Annotated in this window: 21 protein-coding genes and 1 other RNA gene; 8 read left to right on the forward strand and 14 right to left on the reverse strand. The window is 65.0% G+C overall.

Translation table 11 applies throughout. From position 1 onward, the window contains the following. Nucleotides 1–26 precede the first annotated feature (26 nt). Nucleotides 27–881, reverse strand: coding sequence for a transporter substrate-binding domain-containing protein (locus XH80_RS40980; protein WP_271603528.1), 855 nt, complete (start codon nucleotides 879–881; stop codon nucleotides 27–29). Between the two features lie 183 nt (nucleotides 882–1,064). On the opposite strand from XH80_RS40980, the gene ffs reads away from it, so the two are divergent. From ffs to XH80_RS41005, 5 genes are all read left to right on the forward strand, one after another. Then, nucleotides 1,065–1,161, forward strand: an RNA gene (ffs, locus tag XH80_RS40985) — signal recognition particle sRNA small type. Nucleotides 1,162–1,256: 95 nt separating this feature from the next. Then, entirely contained in the window at nucleotides 1,257–3,095 is a 1,839-nt protein-coding gene (locus XH80_RS40990; protein ID WP_271603529.1) for a DNA polymerase III subunit gamma/tau, read from the forward strand. Between the two features lie 24 nt (nucleotides 3,096–3,119). Continuing rightward, complete coding sequence (locus XH80_RS40995; RefSeq protein WP_128949514.1) at nucleotides 3,120–3,440, forward strand: YbaB/EbfC family nucleoid-associated protein; 321 nt, start codon at nucleotides 3,120–3,122, stop codon at nucleotides 3,438–3,440. A gap of 1 nt (nucleotide 3,441) precedes the next feature. Continuing rightward, entirely contained in the window at nucleotides 3,442–4,044 is a 603-nt protein-coding gene (gene recR, locus XH80_RS41000; protein WP_271603530.1) for a recombination mediator RecR, read from the forward strand. Nucleotides 4,045–4,068: 24 nt separating this feature from the next. After that, nucleotides 4,069–4,506: a hypothetical protein gene (locus tag XH80_RS41005; RefSeq protein WP_271603531.1), complete on the forward strand. Its 438-nt coding sequence runs from the start codon at nucleotides 4,069–4,071 to the stop codon at nucleotides 4,504–4,506. Nucleotides 4,507–4,655: 149 nt separating this feature from the next. On the opposite strand, the gene XH80_RS41010 is transcribed toward XH80_RS41005, so the two are convergent. Beyond that, entirely contained in the window at nucleotides 4,656–6,020 is a 1,365-nt protein-coding gene (locus XH80_RS41010; RefSeq protein ID WP_271603532.1) for an AmpG family muropeptide MFS transporter, read from the reverse strand. Nucleotides 6,021–6,209: 189 nt separating this feature from the next. Then, a complete protein-coding gene (locus XH80_RS41015; RefSeq protein ID WP_271603533.1) occupies nucleotides 6,210–7,409 on the reverse strand; it encodes a DNA recombination protein RmuC in 1,200 nt (399 codons plus the stop codon). 170 nt (nucleotides 7,410–7,579) lie between these two features. On the opposite strand from XH80_RS41015, the gene def reads away from it, so the two are divergent. The 3 genes from def to truA all read left to right on the forward strand — a co-directional run bounded on the left by def (nucleotide 7,580) and on the right by truA (nucleotide 9,896). After that, entirely contained in the window at nucleotides 7,580–8,107 is a 528-nt protein-coding gene (def, locus tag XH80_RS41020) for a peptide deformylase (protein ID WP_271603534.1), read from the forward strand. A 128-nt stretch (nucleotides 8,108–8,235) separates the two neighbouring features. After that, nucleotides 8,236–9,159 carry a methionyl-tRNA formyltransferase gene (fmt, locus tag XH80_RS41025; RefSeq protein WP_271603953.1) on the forward strand — a complete coding sequence of 308 codons (924 nt, stop codon included), beginning with the start codon at nucleotides 8,236–8,238 and terminating at the stop codon, nucleotides 9,157–9,159. Continuing rightward, a complete protein-coding gene (gene truA / locus XH80_RS41030; protein WP_271603535.1) occupies nucleotides 9,159–9,896 on the forward strand; it encodes a tRNA pseudouridine(38-40) synthase TruA in 738 nt (245 codons plus the stop codon). The genes fmt and truA overlap by 1 nt, the downstream gene beginning before the upstream one ends. A gap of 159 nt (nucleotides 9,897–10,055) precedes the next feature. On the opposite strand, the gene dapE is transcribed toward truA, so the two are convergent. The 11 genes from dapE to rpmH all read right to left on the reverse strand — a co-directional run bounded on the left by dapE (nucleotide 10,056) and on the right by rpmH (nucleotide 19,727). Beyond that, a complete protein-coding gene (gene dapE, locus XH80_RS41035; protein ID WP_271603536.1) occupies nucleotides 10,056–11,222 on the reverse strand; it encodes a succinyl-diaminopimelate desuccinylase in 1,167 nt (388 codons plus the stop codon). Then, nucleotides 11,219–11,842 carry a DUF805 domain-containing protein gene (locus tag XH80_RS41040; RefSeq protein WP_271603537.1) on the reverse strand — a complete coding sequence of 208 codons (624 nt, stop codon included), beginning with the start codon at nucleotides 11,840–11,842 and terminating at the stop codon, nucleotides 11,219–11,221. Before XH80_RS41040 ends, dapE begins: the two co-directional genes overlap by 4 nt. A gap of 222 nt (nucleotides 11,843–12,064) precedes the next feature. Then, nucleotides 12,065–12,910, reverse strand: a complete 846-nt coding sequence (gene dapD / locus XH80_RS41045) for a 2,3,4,5-tetrahydropyridine-2,6-dicarboxylate N-succinyltransferase (RefSeq protein ID WP_271603538.1) — start codon at nucleotides 12,908–12,910, stop codon at nucleotides 12,065–12,067. A 211-nt stretch (nucleotides 12,911–13,121) separates the two neighbouring features. Then, nucleotides 13,122–13,811 carry a pyrimidine 5'-nucleotidase gene (locus XH80_RS41050; RefSeq protein WP_271603539.1) on the reverse strand — a complete coding sequence of 230 codons (690 nt, stop codon included), beginning with the start codon at nucleotides 13,809–13,811 and terminating at the stop codon, nucleotides 13,122–13,124. Nucleotides 13,812–13,826: 15 nt separating this feature from the next. Continuing rightward, nucleotides 13,827–14,813, reverse strand: coding sequence for a DUF1036 domain-containing protein (locus XH80_RS41055; protein WP_333969083.1), 987 nt, complete (start codon nucleotides 14,811–14,813; stop codon nucleotides 13,827–13,829). Between the two features lie 233 nt (nucleotides 14,814–15,046). Then, on the reverse strand, nucleotides 15,047–15,934 hold the full coding sequence (gene argB, locus XH80_RS41060; protein ID WP_057748412.1) for an acetylglutamate kinase: 888 nt from the start codon (nucleotides 15,932–15,934) through the stop codon (nucleotides 15,047–15,049). A gap of 211 nt (nucleotides 15,935–16,145) precedes the next feature. Beyond that, nucleotides 16,146–16,505, reverse strand: coding sequence for a DUF423 domain-containing protein (locus XH80_RS41065; protein ID WP_271603541.1), 360 nt, complete (start codon nucleotides 16,503–16,505; stop codon nucleotides 16,146–16,148). Further along, nucleotides 16,505–17,158, reverse strand: coding sequence for a ribosome biogenesis GTP-binding protein YihA/YsxC (yihA, locus tag XH80_RS41070; protein ID WP_271603542.1), 654 nt, complete (start codon nucleotides 17,156–17,158; stop codon nucleotides 16,505–16,507). Before yihA ends, XH80_RS41065 begins: the two co-directional genes overlap by 1 nt. Before the next feature lie 113 nt (nucleotides 17,159–17,271). Then, a complete protein-coding gene (gene yidC / locus XH80_RS41075) occupies nucleotides 17,272–19,137 on the reverse strand; it encodes a membrane protein insertase YidC (protein ID WP_271603543.1) in 1,866 nt (621 codons plus the stop codon). Nucleotides 19,138–19,153: 16 nt separating this feature from the next. Beyond that, complete coding sequence (rnpA, locus tag XH80_RS41080) at nucleotides 19,154–19,564, reverse strand: ribonuclease P protein component (RefSeq protein ID WP_271603544.1); 411 nt, start codon at nucleotides 19,562–19,564, stop codon at nucleotides 19,154–19,156. Nucleotides 19,565–19,592: 28 nt separating this feature from the next. Continuing rightward, complete coding sequence (gene rpmH, locus XH80_RS41085; protein ID WP_008542748.1) at nucleotides 19,593–19,727, reverse strand: 50S ribosomal protein L34; 135 nt, start codon at nucleotides 19,725–19,727, stop codon at nucleotides 19,593–19,595. Nucleotides 19,728–19,902 lie beyond the last annotated feature (175 nt).

Genomic DNA, 19,902 nt, shown 5'->3' on the forward strand with positions numbered 1-19,902 from the left:
ATCGCCCCGGAATGACAGCGTTGCTCTTACAGCGACACGCCCGGCGGGATGTCCGCCTCGGTCACGCCCACCAGCTCCATATTGGTGATGATGGCGTTGCGGATGAAGCCGAGGCCCCTGTTGAAGTCGATCCAGGTGTTGACGTAGTCACGCCAGGTCTTGTCGTTCTCGCGGCGGAAGCCGGCATTCGACGTCGTCGCGAAGATCGGCGTCGGCAGTACGAACTGGCCGAGCGAGGGGTTCTTCTTCAGCACGGTCAGCGACAGCATCGTGATCAGGCACTGCGCGTCGACGCGGCCGGTCTGCAGCGCGGCGGTGGCGTCGTCGGCGGTCTTCAGCCGCGAGATCTGCGCCTTCGGCGTCAGGCGGCTGACGACCTGGTCGTGGGACGAGCCCTGGTCGACCGCGATCTTGATATCGGGCGAGTTCAGCTCGGCCCAGCTCTTCGGCTTGAAGTCCTTCTTGCAGAGAATGCCGAAGGCGTTGTTGAAGACAGGCACCGAGAAGTCGACCACCAGCGCGCGCTTCGGCGTCGGGTTCAGGCCGAAGAAGATGTCGATCTTGTTGGACTGCAGATCCAGCACCGAATTGCCCCAAGTCGTCTCGGTGATCTCGAGCTCGGCCTCCATGTCGTCGGCCAACGCCTTGGCGATGTCGATGTAGAAGCCCTTCCACTGGCCGCTGGAAAGATCCTTCATGTAATAGGGCGCGCCGCCGCCGACGGCACCGATCCGCATCTTCTTGGTGCGGCGGATGCGGGCGAAGGTCGATTCGTTGGGATCGGCCGCCTGGGCCACGGCCTTCGAGGCCAGCGCGCTCGCGGTCACCGCGCCGACGGCGCCAAGTCCGACAATCGATGCAACATCACGACGTGTAACCATTGGGATCAATCGCTTTTCTGGTGAGGTGGAGTTCCGGCAGCGTTCTTACCAAGGCGGCCCTGGTAGCGAAAGCACAGCCTATCGGCTGGGCAGGTCAGGAATTGCCCGGATGCTGGGCAAGATCAAGTTGGCCGATATGATACCCGCTTGCTTTCCCGCTCCTTTGGCCCCAAATAGGGACCGGGAGATTGGCGGTGGACGAGCCACTCGCCAACCGGGTCAGGTCCGGAAGGAAGCAGCCCTAACGAGGTCCGGATCGGGTCGCTCGTCAGTCTCCTACCTGTTTTTTCGAGCGAACCAGCGCCGGCGGGCCTCCCGCTGGCGCGCTCCTGTCCGCAAAAGCCAGCCGAGAGACATTCCATTGCGGATTGACCGATGACCGACGCTGGCGCCCCTCCACCTCCTGATAGCGCCGGCCCGGCCGGCAACGCGCCCTATCGGGTGCTGGCGCGGAAATACCGTCCCTCGAGCTTCGACGATCTGATCGGCCAGGAGGCGGTGGTCCGCACCGTCTCCAATGCGTTCGAAACCGGCCGGATTCCGCAGGCCTGGATCCTCACCGGCGTCCGCGGCGTCGGTAAGACCACCACTGCGCGCATCCTCGCCCGTGCGCTCAACTACGAGATGCCGGACGGTTCGGTGAAGGGCCCGACCATCCACATGCCGACCCTTGGCGTGCATTGTCAGGCGATCATGGAAAGCCGGCATATGGACGTGCTGGAGATGGATGCGGCCTCGCACACCGGTGTCGACGACGTCCGCCAGATCAATGACAGCGTGCGCTACGCTCCGGCCAGTGCCCGCTACAAGGTCTACATCATCGACGAAGTCCACATGCTGTCGACGGCGGCGTTCAACGCCTTCCTGAAGACGCTGGAGGAACCGCCGGAGCACGCCAAGTTCGTGTTCGCCACCACCGAGATCCGCAAGGTCCCGGTCACGGTGCTGTCGCGCTGCCAGCGCTTCGACCTGCGCCGCGTCGAGGCCGACGTGCTGATGAAGCATCTCGCCAACATCGCCGCGAAGGAACATGTCGAGATCGAGCCGGAGGCGCTCGGGATCATCGCGCGCGCGGCCGAAGGCTCGGTGCGCGATTCGCTGTCGCTGCTCGACCAGGCCATCGCCCATGCGGCGGGCCGGGTGAAGGCCGATGCGGTCAGGCAGATGCTGGGCCTTGCCGACCGCACCCGTGTCATCGATCTGTTCGAGTCGCTGGCACGCGGCGACATCGCGGCTGCGTTCAAGGAGTTCCGCGATCAGTACGATGTCGGCGCGGATCCGATCGTGGTGCTGTCGGATCTCGCTGAATTCGTCAATTTCGTCACCCGCGTGAAGATCGTGCCGGCGACGGCCGACAACGTCGCCTATGGCGAGACCGAGCGCGTGCGCGCGAAGGATTTCGCCTCAAGGATCTCGATGCGCGTGCTGTCGCGGATGTGGCAGATGCTGCTCAAGGGCATCACCGAGGTACAGGGCGCGACGCGCCCGGCCGCAGCCGCCGAGATGGTGCTGGTGCGCATCGCCTATGTCGCCGATCTGCCGACGCCGGACGAAGCGATCCGGTTGCTGGAGCAGAATGGCGGCGGCTCACAGGTCGTGGGCGGCGGTGCCGCGCGCAGCAGCGCGCCGGCGGGGCCGACGGTCTCCGCGGCGCCGGCCCCGCCGGCCGCGCCGGTTCGCATGCCGACCTCGTCGCCATCGGCGTTCGGCGGCGGCGCGCGGCCGCAGATGGCGGCGCCCGCGCCGGATCCGCAAGGCGCAACACCTCAGCTGCGTGTCACCAGCTTCACCCAGCTCGTCGCGCTCGCGGGCCAGAAGCGCGACCTCATGACCAAGAGCGCGCTGGAAGGCGACATGCGGCTCGTCCGTTTCGAGGAGGGCCGGCTGGAGGTCGCGCTCGAGCCGAACGCCTCCAAGACCATGATCTCGGAGCTTGCGAAGAAGTTCGAGCTGTGGACCGGCCGGCGCTGGACCATGATCGTTTCCAACGAGCAGGGCCAGCCCACGCTCCGTTCGGTGAACCAGGCCGCCAAGCAGGAACATGCGCGCAACGCAGAGGCCGATCCGCGCGTGCAGGAGGTGCTGTCGCGCTTCCCCGGTGCGAAGGTCATCGAGGTCCGCAGGCTTGCCCCGGAGACGCCGGAGTCCAATATTAACGCTGACTACGGCTCTGACGATCCGCCCGACGGTTCCGACGCCGACGACGATCTCTGAGCCTATCTTTGAGGACGAAAACCCATGGCTGATTTTCTCGGCATGATGAAGCAGGCGGCGCAGCTGCAATCCAAGATGCAGGAGATGCAGGAGCAGCTCGGCAATGTGGAGGTCGAGGGTATCTCCGGCGGCGGCCTCGTCGCCGTGCGCATGACCGCGAAGATGGACGTCAAGGGCGTCAAGATCGATCCCTCGCTGATGAAGCCGGAAGAACGCGAGGTGCTGGAAGACCTGCTCGTCACCGCGCTCGGTGACGCCCGCCGCAAGGCCGAGACCGCGATGCAGGAGAAGATGCAGTCGCTGACCGGCGGGCTCGGCCTGCCGCCGGGGCTGTTCGGCCAGTAAGATGGGCGCGGTTGCAGGTCCTGAAATCGAGCGGCTGGTCCAGCTTCTCGCGCGGCTGCCCGGTTTGGGCCCGCGCTCCGCGCGTCGCGCGGCGCTGCATCTGATCAAGAAGCGCGAAGCGCTGATGATGCCGCTGTCATCAGCCTTGCAGGTCGCGCTGGACAAGGTCCAGGTCTGCAAGACCTGCGGCAATATCGATACGCAAAATCCCTGCACGGTCTGCACCGATGCGAAGCGCGATGGCGCCATCATCGTCGTCGTCGCCGATGTCGCCGATCTCTGGGCGCTGGAGCGGGCCAATGCAACCCAGGGCCGCTATCACGTGCTGGGTGCGACCCTGTCGCCGCTCGACGGTGTCGGCCCGCAGGACCTCACCATCGACGCGCTGGTCGCGCGCGCGCACGCACCCGAGGTGCACGAGGTCATTCTGGCGCTGAATGCGACTGTCGACGGCCAGACCACGGCGCACTACATCACCGACCTGCTTCAGGACGCCAACGTTAAGGTCACCCGGCTGGCTCATGGTGTGCCTGTCGGCGGCGAGCTTGATTATCTCGATGAGGGCACGCTATCGGCCGCCATGCGGCAGCGCACCCTGTTCTAGCCACAGACCCGCGGAACGGACGACATGACGAAACTTTTCGCCACACGATCGGCTTTGGTCGCGACGATACTGCTGCTGGTGACGCCGGCCATCGCCGCCGCGCAGCAGGAGAGCGAGGCGCCGCCGCCCTCGAAGCCCGGCAAGCCGATCAGCGCCGGCGAGGTGCTCTCGGGCGAGCTCAACGCCATGAAGATTCGCGACGCCAAGAACGCGGGCAAGCGTGTCGCGATGTACCAGATCACCTCCGAGCCGCGCCGCCTGCCGGCGCCGAACGGGCTGTGCGACCTCGAGACCGGGCCCGAGACCTTCCAGCTCGTCACCTCCAGCGACGCGCAGGCCTCGCAGCTGAAATCCTTCGTCGGCAAGGAGATCTCCGTGAAGGTAGATGAAGTCGCCTGCGCCAGCGATCCCGGCCAGATGAGCGAGGCTGTCGTGACGAAATGGAGCCTGGTGAAGAAGTAAGGGCGGCAGGCGAGGTGCCGTAGCGAGCTGCCGTAGGGTGGGCAAAGCGAAGCGTGCCCACGCACTGTTGACGACCGAGAGAGATGGTGGGCACGGCGCGTTGCGCCTTTGCCCACCCTACGGCATTGCGGCTGCGGCACGTGCTCGCCCTACACCCTCACCGGCCCCAGCGTCTCGAAATGCCCGCGCTTCTGCAGCCAGGTGAGCAACACCAGGCTCGGAATCGCCACCAGCACGCAGATCACGAAGAACAGCGGCCAGCCGGTCGCGCTGGCGACGAAGCCTGCCCCGGACGACAGGTACGTCCGTCCCACCGCCGCAAGCGCGGTGAGCAGCGCATATTGCGTCGCGGTGTGCCGCGGGTTTTGGCACAGCGCCGAGAGATAGGCGACGAAGATCACCGTGCCGATGGCGCTGGTGAAATTCTCGGCGCAGATCGCAAGCGCCAGCGCCCATTGATTGGTGCCGACCAGCGCGAGCCAGGAGAAGGTGAGGTTGGCCAGCGCCTGCACCACGCCGCCAATCCACAGCGAGGTCGCCAGCGAGTAGCGCCGCGCGACGAAGCCGCCGGCAAAGCCGCCGATCAGCGTCGCGGCAAGGCCGACGCCTTTCACGATCGCCGCATAATCGTTGCGAGTGAAGCCGAGATCGATCACGAACGGCGCCGTCATGGTGCCGGAGAACGCGTCGGTGAACTTGAACAGCACCACGAAGGCGAGCGCTGCGAGCGCGTCCTTGCGCGACAGGAATTCCGAGAAGGCGCCGATCGCCGCGTGCAGCACCCGCGTGAATGCGGTCTCGGTTTGCGTCGCAGCTTCCGCCCGCACCGACTGCTCGGGCTCGGTCGCAACAAGCGCCGTGATCGTCCCGATCAGCACCATCGCCGCCATCACCACATAGCCCCACATCCAGGCCGCGCTGCGCGTGATGCCGGTGCTCTCGAAGCCGGAGACGATGAACAGCGCGCCCGCGGTCGAAACCAGCATGCCGATGCGATAGGCCGCGACATAGGCCGCCATGCCGGCCGCCTGCTCGCTCTCCGGCAGGCTCTCGACGCGGAAGGCGTCGACCACGATGTCCTGGGTCGACGACGTCGTCGCCACCAGCAGCGCACCGAGCGCGACGTAGAACGGCGACCGCGCCGGATCGGTCATCGCCAGCAGCAGGATCGAAATGATTAGCAGCAGCTGCGAGAACAGCAGCCAGCCGCGCCGCCGTCCGAAGGCGCGCGTGAACAGCGGCACGTGCAGCGCATCCACCAGGGGCGCCCACAGGAACTTCAGCGTATAGGGCGTGCCCACCAATGCAAACAGCCCGATGGTCTTGAGATCGACGCCGGCCTCGCGCATCCACACCAGCAGCGTCGAGCCCGACAGTGCCAGCGGCAGCCCTGACGAAAAGCCGAGGAACAGCACGATCAGCACCCGCGGTTGCAAGTACACAGCCAGGCTGTCGCGCCAGGAGGTCGCGGGGGCGTCAGTGCCGGCGGGGGACGTCGTGTCGGGTGCGGTCATGGGGCGGTGTTAGCAGATTCCGGGGGAAAAGACTCGCGGCAGCCGTGTGGCGGGAATGCCTTCGGCCCCCTCAATGTCATCGTCCGCGAAGGCGGACGATCCAGTAGTCACCAGCACCTCGATTCAATCACTGCTGCCGCGGCGTACTGGATACCCCGCCTTCGCGGGGTATGGCAGTGTGCCCATATCCTATTCCCCCGCTTGCAGCTTCTTCGGAAACAGCTCGCCCGCGCCCGTCGTCACCAGCCGCGGGCCTTCCGGCGCATCGGTCTTGCTGAAATCGAGCTCCTCGATTCGTCCCGCCCGCTTCTCGATCTTGTCGGCGGAGATCAGGATCTGCCGGACGTCTTCGTTGGCGTCGGCAAAGTGCTTCTGCAATTTCAACACACGGTCGCGCAGGCGGCCGAGATCGTCGCCGAGCTTGATCACCTCGGTCTGGATCTGGTCGGCGGCATCGCGCATGCGCGCGTCCTTCATGATCTGCTGCATCACCTGGATCGCGAGCATCAAGAGCGAGGGCGACACCAGCACGACGCGGGCGCGATAGGCCTTCTGGATCACGTCGTCGAAGCCGTCATGGATTTCGGCGTAGACCGATTCCGACGGCACGAACATCAGCGCCATCTCCTGGGTCTCGCCGGTGACGAGGTATTTTTCCGCGATGTCGCTGACATGCTTCATCACGTCGCTGCGCAGCCGCTGCGTGGCGAGGCGCTTCTCCTCGTCGGTGCGGGCATCGTGCAGCGCGGTCATCGCCTCCAGCGGGAATTTCGCATCGATGCAGAGCGGGCGCTGGTCGGGCAGGAACACGACGCAGTCGGGCCGTTTTCCGGTCGAGAGCGTGAACTGGAATTCGTAGGACCCCTTCGGCAGACCGTCCTGGACGATCGCCTCCATCCGCGCCTGGCCGAAGGCGCCGCGCGACTGCTTGTTGGCGAGCACGTCGCGCAGGGTCGTCACCTGCGTGGTGAGGTCGGTGAGGTTCTTGTGGGCAGAGTCGATGATGCCGAGCCGCTCGTGCAGCGCGCGCAGGCTCTCCATGGTGTTGCGGGTCGAGTGTTCCATGGACTGGCCGACCCGATGGGTCACCGAATCCAGCCGCTCGTTGACCGCCCGCGCCATTTCGGCCTGGCGGCCGGCCAGCGCCTGGGTCATGGCGTCGACCCGGCCGGAGGCCTCGCTCTGCGCGTGCAGCACCTGGGCGAGCCGCTCCTCCAGCTCGTCGGCCCGGATCGCGCTCGCCATCGCGAGTTCCGCGCCGCGCCGCCCCGAGCGCGCGATCACGACGGCAATCACCACCAGCAGGATGAGGACGAGGGCGCCGAAGCCAATCAGCGCATCGATGGTGCGCACCGGCCAGTCGCCCAGCATGAAAATGATCTCGTTCATGTCGCCCTTCTAGCCGATTCGCGAGCCAGAGCGAACGAAGAGAGAACGATGGGCCTAACCGCCCCCCTCATTTTTATGGTTACCGAAAGGCGAAGTTTTATGGTTAGCGGAGGGTTGACGCGTTCCCGGCCGCATTGACCGCTTCTCGTGCGCAGCTTAAATCGCCCGCCATGGCCCTCAGAGAAATCATCATCCTGCCCGACAAGCAGCTGCGTCTGGTCTCCAAGCCGATCGAGAAGGTCACGCCGGAGATCCGCAAGCTTGCCGACGACATGTTCGAGACCATGTACGACGCGCCCGGCATTGGCCTCGCTGCGATCCAGATCGCGCAGCCGCTGCGGCTGATCACCATGGACCTCGCCAAGCCCAACCCGGACGGCGAGACCAAGCCGGAGCCGCGCGTCTTCATCAATCCGGAGATCATCGCCTCGTCCGAGGAGCTGTCCACTTACGAGGAAGGCTGCCTGTCGATCCCCGAATATTACGAGGAGGTCGAACGCCCGGCCAAGGTGCGCGTGCGCTTCACCGATCTCGACGGCAAGCTGCACGAGGAGGACGCCGAAGGCCTCTACGCCACCTGCATCCAGCATGAGATCGATCATCTCAACGGCGTGCTGTTCGTCGACTATCTGTCGAAGCTCAAGCGCGACCGCGTCATCAAGAAGTTCGAGAAAGCCGCCAAGCGCGCGGCGGAGTAGGTCTTTCTGTCGTTGTTCCGGGGCGATGCAAGGCATCGAACCCGGAACCTCGAGATTCCGGGTTCGGCTCTTCGAGCCGCCCCGGAATGACGGTCACATTAATTGCGTCCTTCGCAGGTTTTTCCCCGATGCCGCTCCGCCTGATCTTCATGGGCACGCCCGATTTCTCCGTGCCGACGCTGCTCGAGCTCGTCGCGCACGGCCACGAGATCGTGGCCGTCTATACCCGCGCGCCGAAGCCGGGCGGGCGGCGCGGGCTGCAGATGCAGCCGACGCCGATTGAAGAGGCCGCGCGAAAGCTCGGCGTCCCGGTGCTGACGCCGAAGACGTTGAAGACGCCGGAGGCGCTGGAAGAGTTTCGCGCCTTCGACGCCGATGCCGCTGTCGTCGTCGCCTATGGCATGATCCTGCCGCAGGCGATCCTCGATGCGCCCCGGCTCGGTTGCTACAACCTTCACGCTTCGCTGCTGCCGCGCTGGCGCGGCGCCGCGCCGATCAACCGCGCGATCATGGCCGGCGATGCCGAGAGCGGCGTCATGGTGATGAAGATGGATGTCGGCCTCGATACCGGCGACGTCGCCATGGCCGAGCGGCTTCCGATCACCGACAACATGACCGCGGCCGATCTGCACGATCGCCTCGCCCGTCTCGGCGCCGACCTGATGGTGCGCGCCATGGCGGCGCTTGACCGCGGCGGGTTGCAGCTGAAAAAGCAGCGCGAGGACGGCGTCACTTATGCCGCCAAGATCGACAAGGCCGAGGCGCGGATCGACTGGAGCAAGCCCGCCCATGCGGTGCTGCGCCATATTCATGGCCTGTCGCCGTTTCCCGGCGCCTGGGCCGAGCTTGAGAATGCGCGGGTCAAAATCCTGCGCTGCGCGCTTGCCGAAGGTTCCGGCGCGCCGGGCGCAGTGCTGGACGATCAACTCACCATCGCCTGCGGCGAGGGCGCCATCCGCATCCTCGAGCTGCAGCGCGAGGGCAAGGGCCGGATGCAGGCGGCAGACTTTTTGCGCGGCACGCCTGTGAAGCCGCCGATGCGGCTCACCTAATGCCGCGCTACAAGCTCACCATCGAATATGACGGTGCCCCGTTCTTCGGCTGGCAGATCCAGGACACGCTGCCCTCGGTCCAGGGCGCCCTGGAAGCAGCGGTGAAGGCGATGACGGGCGCCGATCTGCGCGTGCACGGTGCCGGCCGTACCGATGCCGGCGTGCATGCGCGCGGCCAGGTTGCGCACGTCGATGTCGAGAAGCAGTTTCCGCCCGGGCGGTTTCGCGACGGGTTGAATGCGCATTTGCGCCCGCATCCGATCGCAGTGCTCGAAGCCGAGATCGTGCCCGATCATTTCGAGGCCCGCTTCTCGGCGATCAGGCGCCACTATCGCTACCGCGTCATCAACACCCGCGCCAATCTCGCGCTCGACGCCGGCCATGCCTGGCGCGTGCCGCGCCGGCTCGACGCTGACGCGATGCATGCGGCCGCCCAGCGCCTGCTCGGCAAGCACGATTTCACGACGTTCCGCGACACCGAGTGCCAGGCGAAATCGCCGGAGAAGACGCTCGATCAGCTCGACGTCTTTCGCGATGGCCGCGAGATCACCATCCTCACCTCGGCGCGCTCGTTCCTGCACAGTCAGGTGCGCTCGATGGTGGGCTCGCTGGTCTGGGTCGGCGAAGGTCGCTGGAGCGCGGACGATCTCTCCGCAGCGCTTGCCGCCCGCAACCGCGCCGCCTGCGGCATCGTCGCGCCGCCGGAGGGGCTGTATCTGATGAAGGTGGATTATTAGGCGAGAGGCGCGCGGCCGTTGCCTCATCAGCGGTGTCATGCCCCGGCTTGACCGGGGCATCCAGTACGCCGCGGCCTCTCGTCCTATCGCTGGCGTCTCTGGAATACTGGATCGCCCGGTCAAGCCGGGGCATGACAGCGGAGAATGGGGCGTTGAGCGTTAAACAAAATACCTAGTCAGAATCCCGCGATACACCTTCGTCAGCTTCTCCAAATCCACCACCGGCACGCGCTCGTTGACCTGGTGCATGGTCTGGCCGACCAGGCCGAACTCGATCACCGGGCAATAGCTCGAGATGAAACGCGCATCGGAGGTGCCGCCTGAGGTCGACAGCTCCGGCTTGCGACCCGTCACCTCTTCGATTGCGGACACCGCGAGGTCAGTGAACGGGCCGGGCTTGGTCACGAACACGTTCGAGTTCGATGGCTCCCAGACAATACGGGCCTTGATGCGGTTGCCGCAGGCTTTGGCGAGACGGGTCTCGACCAACTCGCGCAAGGATGCCTGGGTGTGGTTGTCGTTGTAGCGGATGTTGAATTTGGCGCGGGCTTCGCCGGGGATGACGTTGAAGGCCTTGTTGCCGACGTCGACCGAGACGAATTCGAGATTGGACGCCTGGAATTGCGCGCTGCCATGATCGAGCGGCTCGTCCGAGATCGCCACGATCAGGCGCGAGATGTCCGGCACCGGATTGGAGGCGCGATGCGGATAGGCGACGTGGCCCTGCACGCCGTCGACGACGAGCGTGCCCGACTGCGAGCCGCGGCGGCCGACCTTGATGGTGTCGCCGAGCGTCTCGACATTGGAGGGCTCGCCCAGCACGCAATGATCGAACTTCTCGCCGCGCTCGGCGGCCCATTTCAGCAGCTTGATGGTGCCGTTGATCGAGACGTCTTCCTCGTCGCCGGTGATCAGGAACGAAATCGAGCCCTTTCCGTCCGCGCGCGGCTTGCCGCCATTGGCGGCGAGATGCTCCAGCACCGCGGCCACCGAGCACGCAATGCCGCCCTTCATGTCGACCGCGCCGCGGCCGTGCAGAAAACCGTCCTTCACCTCGCCGGAGAACGCGCCAACGCTCCAGGCGCTCTCGTCGCCTGCTGGCACGACGTCGGTGTGGCCGGCAAAGGTGATGTGCGGGCCTTCGGTGCCGATCCGCGCGTAGAGATTGTCGACGTCGGCGGTGCCGTCCTCACTGAAGGTCACACGGTGGCAAATGAAGCCGGCTGCGCCCAGCGCTTTCTCAAGCACGCCGAGCGCGCCGGCGTCTTCAGGGGTTACCGAGGGGCAGCGGATCAGGTCGCGGGCAAGGGAGAGGGCATCGGTCATGCGCCCCGCTTAACATGCATGCCGCCGGGCGGGCTAGCGCTGGGCGGGACAATTTCGAGCTCGCGGCTCTGGTCCCAGCTTTTCGCAGGGGAGGCAGCATCGTCCGCCTCTTCGGCCTCCGGGTCCGGACCATACCGGTTCGGCCCGATGGTGCCGCGCAGAAAGCCGGTCTCGACAAAGGCCGAGAGGGTGAGGACGGCGCTCGCCAGCGCGAGCGGCAGCACCCAATAGCTGTCCGGAAGGCGCTCCTCGAACTGCTTGTAGAGGCCCGGCAGCACGAAATAAGCGAGCAGCCACCAGGCGCTCTTGTCGCGGTCATGCAGCCGCTTCACCACGATCGCGAGATAGATCCAGAGCAACAGTCCGGTCGCGGCAAGCTTGAGCAGCAGCAGCGGCACATGGTCCAGCAGCGACCATCGATAGGTGGAGGGATCGACAATCGCGAAGACGTCGTCGGCATTCAGCTCGAACGATCCGATCTTGCCGCTGAACGCGACCATGACGCCCGCGCAGAGGAACAGCAGCAGGATCATGCCGCACAAGACAAAGATCAGGCTACACCAGAACCCGGCACGGCCAATGCGGCCGTCGAAGCGGAACAGGTACCAGATCCAGTTCATGCGAGAGGCTCCGGGCAGGAAGGGTCGCCCGGATCTTGGTCGCGATGGAGGGAGAGGGGGTTCGATCGCTCCTCGGCGTCGTCCCGGCGAAGGCCGGGACCCATCCCGCGAGGTCTATCGGTCTTGAGCGGTGCCCGTCTCGAAGACCACTTCCAATCTTCGCCCAACTGAGCCCTGTGGCTATGGGTCCCGGCCTTCGCCGGGACGACGATGCAGGCCGCTTTAATCCCGCAGCAGCTCGTTGATGCTGGTCTTCGAGCGCGTGCGCTCGTCGACGCGCTTGACGATCACGGCGCAGGCGGTGCTCGGGCCGATCTGGCCGTTCTTCATCGGCTTGCCGGGCAGGGCGCCGGGCACCACGACGGCATATTCCGGCACCTCGCCCATGAAGACCTCGCCGGTCTCGCGGTCGACGATCTTGGTCGAAGCGCCCAGGAACACGCCCATCGACAGCACCGCGCCCTTGCGCACGATCACGCCCTCGGCGACCTCGCTGCGCGCGCCGATGAAGCAATCGTCCTCGATGATCACGGGCTCGGCCTGCAGCGGCTCGAGCACGCCGCCGATACCGGCGCCGCCGGAGATGTGCACGCGCTTGCCGATCTGCGCGCAGGAGCCGACGGTGGCCCAGGTGTCGACCATGGTGCTCTCATCGACGTAAGCGCCGAGATTGACGAAGGACGGCATCAGCACGACGTTCCTGGCGATGAAGGCCGAGCGACGCACCACGGCGCCAGGCACCGCGCGAAAACCGGCATCGCGGAAACGGTTCGGGCCCCAGCCTTCGAACTTCGAGGGCACCTTGTCCCACCAGTTGGCCTGGCCCGGGCCGCCGGCGATTACGTCCATGTCGTTGAGACGGAACGACAGCAGCACCGCCTTCTTCAGCCACTGATTGACCTTCCACTTGCCGTCGGCCCCGCGCTCGGCCACGCGCGCCTCGCCCTTGTCCAGGGTCTCCAGCGCCTGGTTCACGGCATCGCGGACTTCGCCCTTGGTCGAGGTCGAGATGCCGTCACGCGCCTCGAAAGCGCTGTTGATGGTGGATTCCAGGGCGGACAGGGACATCGGGATTTCCTCTTGGGAGCGGGGAATTTGATGGATTGGGGCGCTTTTTCGGGATTCGGAAAGCTCAAGTCAAGCGCACAATCGTGTTTGCTGGGCTTGTCTTGGCCATCCTCAACGGTCATTCCGGGGCGATGCGAAGCATCGAACCCGGAATCTCGAGATTCCGGGTTCGCCCTTCGGGCGCCCCGGAATGACGGCGGCCGCTACGTCTTCACCGCGACAACCCCGCCAAAAACCCCGCCAGGTCCTCCGTGACGTGGTCGACATGGGCCGCATCGCGGCCCTCCAGCTCCCAATCCTCGCGCACCACGTCCTTGGTGCCGTCAGGCACCACCAGCACCGTGGTCATGCCGAGCTGGTGCGGAACGGTGAGGTTGCGGGCGAGATCCTCGAACATGGCGGCCTTGGTTGCGTCGACCGCGTGCAGATCGAGGAATTTCCGATAGGTCTGCGCCGCCGGCTTGGGCTCGAATTCGGCGGCGATGATGTCGAACACGCCGTCGAAATGCGAGCTGAGGCCGAGTCGCGCCAGCACCGCATCGACATGATCGACCGAGCCGTTGGTCAGGATCAGCTTGCGTCCCGGCAGCTTTGCGATGGCCGCGCCGAGCGCCGGATTCGGCTCCAGCGGCGAATGGTCGATCTTGTGCACGTAAGCGAGATAGTCGTCGGCGCGCACGCCATGCAGGGTCATCATGCCGCGCATGGTGGTGCCGAAGCGCCGGTAATAGTCCTTCTGGATGTTGCGCGCTTCCGCGGGCTTCACGTTCAGCCAGTTGCACACGAACTCGCCGATTCTAGCATCGACCTGCTGCCACAGATTGACGTGGTGCGGATAGAGCGTGTTGTCGAGGTCGAACACCCAGGTGTCGATATGGCTGAAGGCGCGGGGGGATTTCATCACAATTCCCTCAAATCACGGCAACGCAAAGCGCAGCGTCTTGCCGCCACTGCTCATATCCACCACGCCAAATCCCGTCGCCACAAATCCGCGCGCACCGCAATCGGTCTGCTCATTGGTCTCGAACTTGGTCTCGCGCGTGCAGAGCTGCTTGCCGCCGCCCCAGTTCAGTGGCTTGTCCTTCAGCCTGATGGCGCGGTTGTCGCTGTCCACGGCTTCCGCGAAGCTGAAGATCTGCTTGGGCTGGCCTGATACATCAGGATGCAGGCAGGTCTTGGGATCGATGCGATACCAGCCGCGGCTGGTGACGGACTTGCCGTCATCGGTCGCGATTGCCGCCATCACCTTGTGCGGCGTGTCGTTGCACCAGGTGAGACCGCTGGTGGACGGCGTCTGCGCCGCATCGACCAGGGTCTTGAAGAAGCCTGGCGAAGAGACCGTGTCGGACGACAGTCCGCGGCTCTTCAGGAACGCGGCGAGCGCTCCTTGCGTCTTCGGCCCGTCGACGCCGTCGATGGCGCCGATGTCGTAGCCTGCGATCACCAGCAGCCGCTGGATGCCGGCCAGTCGCGCCTGCTCGTCGTCATATTCGGAATCCTCGGCGAGATAGGCGACGAGATTGCCGTCGTCGGCTTGCGTCGGCGTCACTTGCGTGAACGCCGCCTGGGTCTGGCCGCTGCGGCATTGCCGCGCGGCGGCGATGACGAAATTTTCCTGCGCCACGCACAGCATGTCGTGGCCGTTCTGCGGGATCGGCGAGGCGCCGTAGACGCCGAGCGCGCGGGCGTGAAGCAGGATGCGGTCGGCGGTGAGCGTGCCCTGCACCACGACGCGGCAGGTGGCGGGATCGATCCTGAACCAGCCGCGCGTCGCGGTCGCCGCCTTGTCGTCGATGCCGATCGCGGCCTCGACCACGTAGGACATGCGGTTGCAGATCTTGAGGTCGGCGAAAGCAGGCGCGGAGGAGAAGACAAACGAGATGGCCGCGGCCGGCAGCGTCATCAGGAAACGGGTGAGGGCCGAGCGGCGTTGTTTCACCTTCGTCATTCCGGGATGGTCCGAAGGACCAGACCCGGAATCTCGAGATTCCGGATTCGCCCTGCGGGCGCTCCGGAATGACGACGCGAGGCGAGAGCTTTGGATGCCCGGGCCTTCGCCTCGCCGAAGCGGCTTCGGCCGCGCAGGCGGGTCAAGCCCGGGCATGACAAGCTTTTTCCGCTGGTCCTGCTCGCTCATCACTTGTGGATCAGCGTCCCCGTGCCTTGGTTGGTGAACAGCTCGAGCAGCACCGCGTGCTGCATCTTGCCGTCGATGATGACGACGCCCTCGACGCCCTGCTCCAGCGCGTAGATGCAGGTCTCGACCTTCGGGATCATGCCGCCGGAAATGGTGCCGTCGGCGATCAGCTTTCGCGCGTCCTTCACCGAGAGCTGGGGGATCAGCTTCTTCGATTTGTCGAGCACGCCGGGCACGTCGGTAAGCAGCAACAGGCGTTTGGCCTTCAGCGCGCCCGCCACGGCACCGGCAAAGGTGTCCGCGTTGATGTTCAGCGTCTGGCCCTCCTTGGAGGTCGCGAGCGGCGCCAGCACCGGGATCAGCTCGTAGCCGATCAGCTGGTTGAGCAGCGTCAGATCGACCTTCTCGGGGTCGCCGACGAAGCCGAGATCGATTGCCTTTTCGATGTTCGAGTCCGGATCGATGATGGTGCGCGTCGTCTTCGACGCCTTCACCATGTTGCCGTCCTTGCCTGATAGCCCCACGGCCTTGCCGCCGGCCTCGTTGATGTAGCCGACGATCTGCTTGTTGACCGACCCGGCCAGCACCATCTCGACGATCTCGATGGTGGCGGCGTCGGTGATGCGCAGGCCGGCTGCGAATTCCGAGACGATGCCGAGGCGCTTGAGCATGGTCGCGATCTGCGGCCCGCCGCCATGCACCACGACCGGATTGATCGCGGTCTGCTCGAGCAGCACGATGTCGCGGGCAAAATTCTTCGCGGTCTCCTCGTCGCCCATGGCGTGGCCGCCATATTTGATGACGATGGTTTCTTCGTCGTACTGCTGCATGTGCGGCAGCGCTTCGGACAGGATGCGGGCCTGGTCGAGCGGGGAGATGTCGGTCATGTCACGGATCTCGCTGGCGGGACTAACGCGGGTTCGCGTTCTATCTGATTGGCGGGCGAGGCGCAAAGTGGGGCTGGCATGCGGGACTTGTAGCCCGGATGGAGCGAAGCGTAATCCGGGACCGGTGCCCCGCGGAAAGAACCCCGGATTGCGCGGAGCCTGTCATCGGGCGCGCATTCGCGGGACCCGTTGGCTGCATCCGGGCTACGGTTCAGCGCGCAGGCACCACCGCTGCAATCGTCACCACCAGCCAGCTCAAGATCATCAGCGTTCCACCTGTCGGCGCGGCCATCGGAAACAGCGCGTGCCCCGCATATTGCCGCAGGGTGAGATCGCCCGCGAACAGCATAGCGCCGATCACGAAGCCGAATGCGGCGATCAGGCCAATTCCGCCGTGCAGAAGGCCGCGCGCGAGCAAGGCTACCACCGCCAATATGGCAGTTGCATGAAACAGCAGCATGGCGCTGGCGGAGGCAAGCCGGCTGGCATCCGTGCCGTGGGCGGCGGCCGCAGCCAGCGCCACGCCGGCGGCGCCCATCAGACCGGCGAGGGCGAGCTGCAGGCGGAGCATCACGCGCTCCGCTCTTCGAGCAGCTTGGCCATCGCGGCACGCAATTCAGCCATGCCGGTCGATGAGCGCGACGAGGTCGCGATCACGTTCGGAAACGCCGCCGGATGTTTTGCCAATGCAGCTTCCGTCTCGGCGATGCGCGCTTGCAGCTCGGAGGCCTTCACCTGGTCGGCTTTGGTCAGCACGACCTGGTAGCTGACGGCGGAGCGGTCGAGCGTCTTGAGTACGTCGAGGTCGACATCCTTCAGCCCGTGCCGCGCATCGATCAGCACATAGACGCGCGCGAGCGAGGCCCGCCCCAGCAGGAATGTGTGGATCAGCTCGGTCCAGGACGCGACCTGGCTCTTCGGCGCCTTGGCATAGCCATAGCCGGGCATGTCGACGAGGCGCAGGTCGGTCTTGCCGGGGACCTCGAAGAAGATCAGCTCCTGGGTGCGGCCCGGCGTGTGCGAAGTGCGCGCCAGCGCGTTACGCCCCGTGAGTGCGTTGATCAGGCTCGATTTGCCGACATTGGAGCGCCCGGCAAAGGCGATCTCCGGCCCCGCCATCGGCGGCAGCGTCTGGATCGAGGGGGAGGCCCAGATGAATTGCCAGTCGCGGGCGAACAGCTTTCGCCCGGCCTCGATCAGCTTCGCATCGATGTCGTCGGTCATGCGAAGCTCTTTTGTTGCACCGTCATTCCGGGGCGATGCGAAGCATCGAACCCGGAATCTCGAGATTCCGGGTCTGGTGCTTCGCACCATCCCGGAATGACTGTGTGTGAGAGTTACGTCGCCTTCTTCGCGAACGTCGCCTTGAGATTATCGAACAGCTCCACCTTCACGCCGTTGCGACGCATGATGAAGCTCTGCTGGATCACCGAGAGCGTGTTGTTCCAGGCCCAGTAGATCACGAGGCCCGCCGGGAAACCTGCCAGCATGAAAGTGAAGATCAGCGGCATCCAGTTGAAGATGATCTGCTGCGTCGGATCCGGCGGCGTCGGGTTCAGCTTCATCTGGAACCACATCGTGATGCCCATGATGATCGGCCAGATGCCGAGTGCCAGATAGTGGCCGAACACCGGGATGGTGGTCGGGTCGAACGGGATCAGCCCGAACAGGTTGAAGAGGTTGGTCGGATCGGGTGCGGAGAGGTCCTTGATCCAGCCGTAGAACGGCGCGTGCCGCATTTCGATGGTGACGAACAGCACCTTGTAGAGCGAGAAGAACACCGGGATCTGGATCACCACGGGAAGACAGCCGGCGACCGGATTGATCTTCTCCTTGCGGTAGATCTCCATCATCTCCTGCTGCTGCTTCACCTTGTCGTCGGGGTAGCGTTCCTTCAGCGCCTGAAGCTGCGGCTGGATCGACTTCATCTTCGCCATCGAGGCGTAGGACTTGTTCGCCAGCGGGAAGAACAAGAGCTTCACGATCACGGTCACGAGCAGGATCGAGATGCCGAAATTGCCGAAGAAGCGGTAGAAGAAGTCGAGGCCGAGGAACATCGGCTTGGTGATGAAGTAGAACCAGCCCCAGTCGATCAGGAGATCGAACTTGTTGAGGCCGAGCGCCTTGTTGTAGCCGCCGAGGCCGGCGAGCGGGAAATTGATGCCGACCACGCCGGCTTCCTTGGCGCCCGCGAACAGCCGCGCATTTGCGGTCGCGGTGCCGCCGATCGCGACGGTAACAGGGTCGAGCAGATAGTCGGTCTGGTAGGTGTGGACGTTGCCGACGAGGTTCGAGGAGAACTTGGCCTGAAGCTGCGCACTGGTGTCGGGCAGCAGCGCCGAGGCCCAGTATTTGTCGGTGATGCCGAGCCAGCCATTGGTGGCCTTGAAGTCGACCTTCTTGGCTTCGTCGATCTTCTTGTAGGCGTACTCCTGCAGGCCGTGCTCGCCGAGATAGCCGATCAGGCCTTCATGCAGGATGTAATAGCCCGAAACCTGCGGCGTGCCGTGGCGCGAGATCAGCGCGAACGGATAGAGCGTAACGGGCGCGTTGCCGACATTGCTCACGTCGTCCTTGATGGAGAAGAGATAGTGGTCGTCGACCGAGATGGTGCGGCGGAAGCTGAGGCCATCGCCATTATCCCACTTCAGGACGACAGGCGTTGATGGCGTCAGGCTGCCGCTGCCGTCCTGCTGCCAGACGGTCTGGGCATCAGGCATTTTCGACGTCACACCCGTGGCCGCCACCCAGCCGAACTCGGCGTAATAGGGCTCTGCGGTGCCCGAGGGCGAATAAAGAATGATCGGCGGCGATTTCGGATCGACCGTCTCGCGATATTGCACCAGCGCCAGATCGTCGATGCGGCCGCCCTTCAGCGAGATGCTGCCGACGAGCCGCGGCGTGTCGATCTTCACGCGCGGGCTCGATGCAATCGCGGTGTCGCGGGCGACGACCGGCTGGGCCGGCTGGTTCGCCCCTGGCGCGGTGGTCGGTGTCGTCGAGCCCGCCTGCGGCGTGGCGCCCGGCGTGGCCGAGGCCGTCGGCTGCGGATTGACCTTCTGCAGCTCGGCTTGGGCCTGCTGCTGGGCCTGCTGCTGGGCGCGCTGCTTCTCCATCGCCGGCACGTTGTAGAAGTACTGCCAGGCGATCAGCACCAGGCCGGACAGAATGACGGCGAGGATGGTATTGCGATTGTCGGTCATCACTATGGTCTCGTCATCAATCCGGTTTGCGGCTGGCGGCTGGGCCGGGCCTTGGATTTGGCCGGCGTCCCTTGTCAGATCCGTTGTCAGATCCTTTGGCCGTATGCCGCGCGGGCTTCGTGATCGCTATGCGCAGATCGTCGAGCATGGTCGTGAAGTCGCGCGAGAGCGCGCCCCTGCGTCCGACCAGCACGTAATCATGATGGGGTTGCATCGATACCGGGTCGAGCCGCTTCACCAATTCGCGAAGTCGGCGCCGGATGCGATTGCGTTCGGGAGCGTTGCCGTTCTTTTTGGTAACGGTGAAGCCGATCCTGACAGGACCGAGGTCGTCGCGACGCCGGCTTTGCAGGACGAACGCGGGACTGTTCACCCGCGCGCCATTGGCAACGGCGAGGAAATCCGCTCGCTGCCTCAGCCGATCCATAATGAAATCCCGGTAAAGGGGGTCCGGCTCAGGCGCTCAGACGCTTGCGGCCGCGGGCGCGGCGGGCGGCGAGAACCTTGCGGCCGCCGGCAGTGGCGAGACGAGCACGGAAACCGTGACGGCGCTTGCGCACCAGTTTGCTGGGTTGATAAGTCCGCTTCACGGGTTTTTCTCCGCTGACCGGGCAATTTGCCTGTAGAATTGATGATAAAGTCCGTAAAGATGCGGCCCAAAACGGGCCGTTTCCGGCCCCAGAAGAGCCGCTCCCGGTGTCGCACCGGGTCATCGCGGACAATTTGCGCGGCTTATAAGGGAGCGTCTTGTTTTCGTCAACGCCG

Origin of the sequence: Bradyrhizobium sp. CCBAU 45384, from assembly GCF_028128665.1 — a bacterium.
In the GTDB taxonomy this organism is placed as follows: Bacteria; Pseudomonadota; Alphaproteobacteria; order Rhizobiales; family Xanthobacteraceae; genus Bradyrhizobium; species Bradyrhizobium manausense.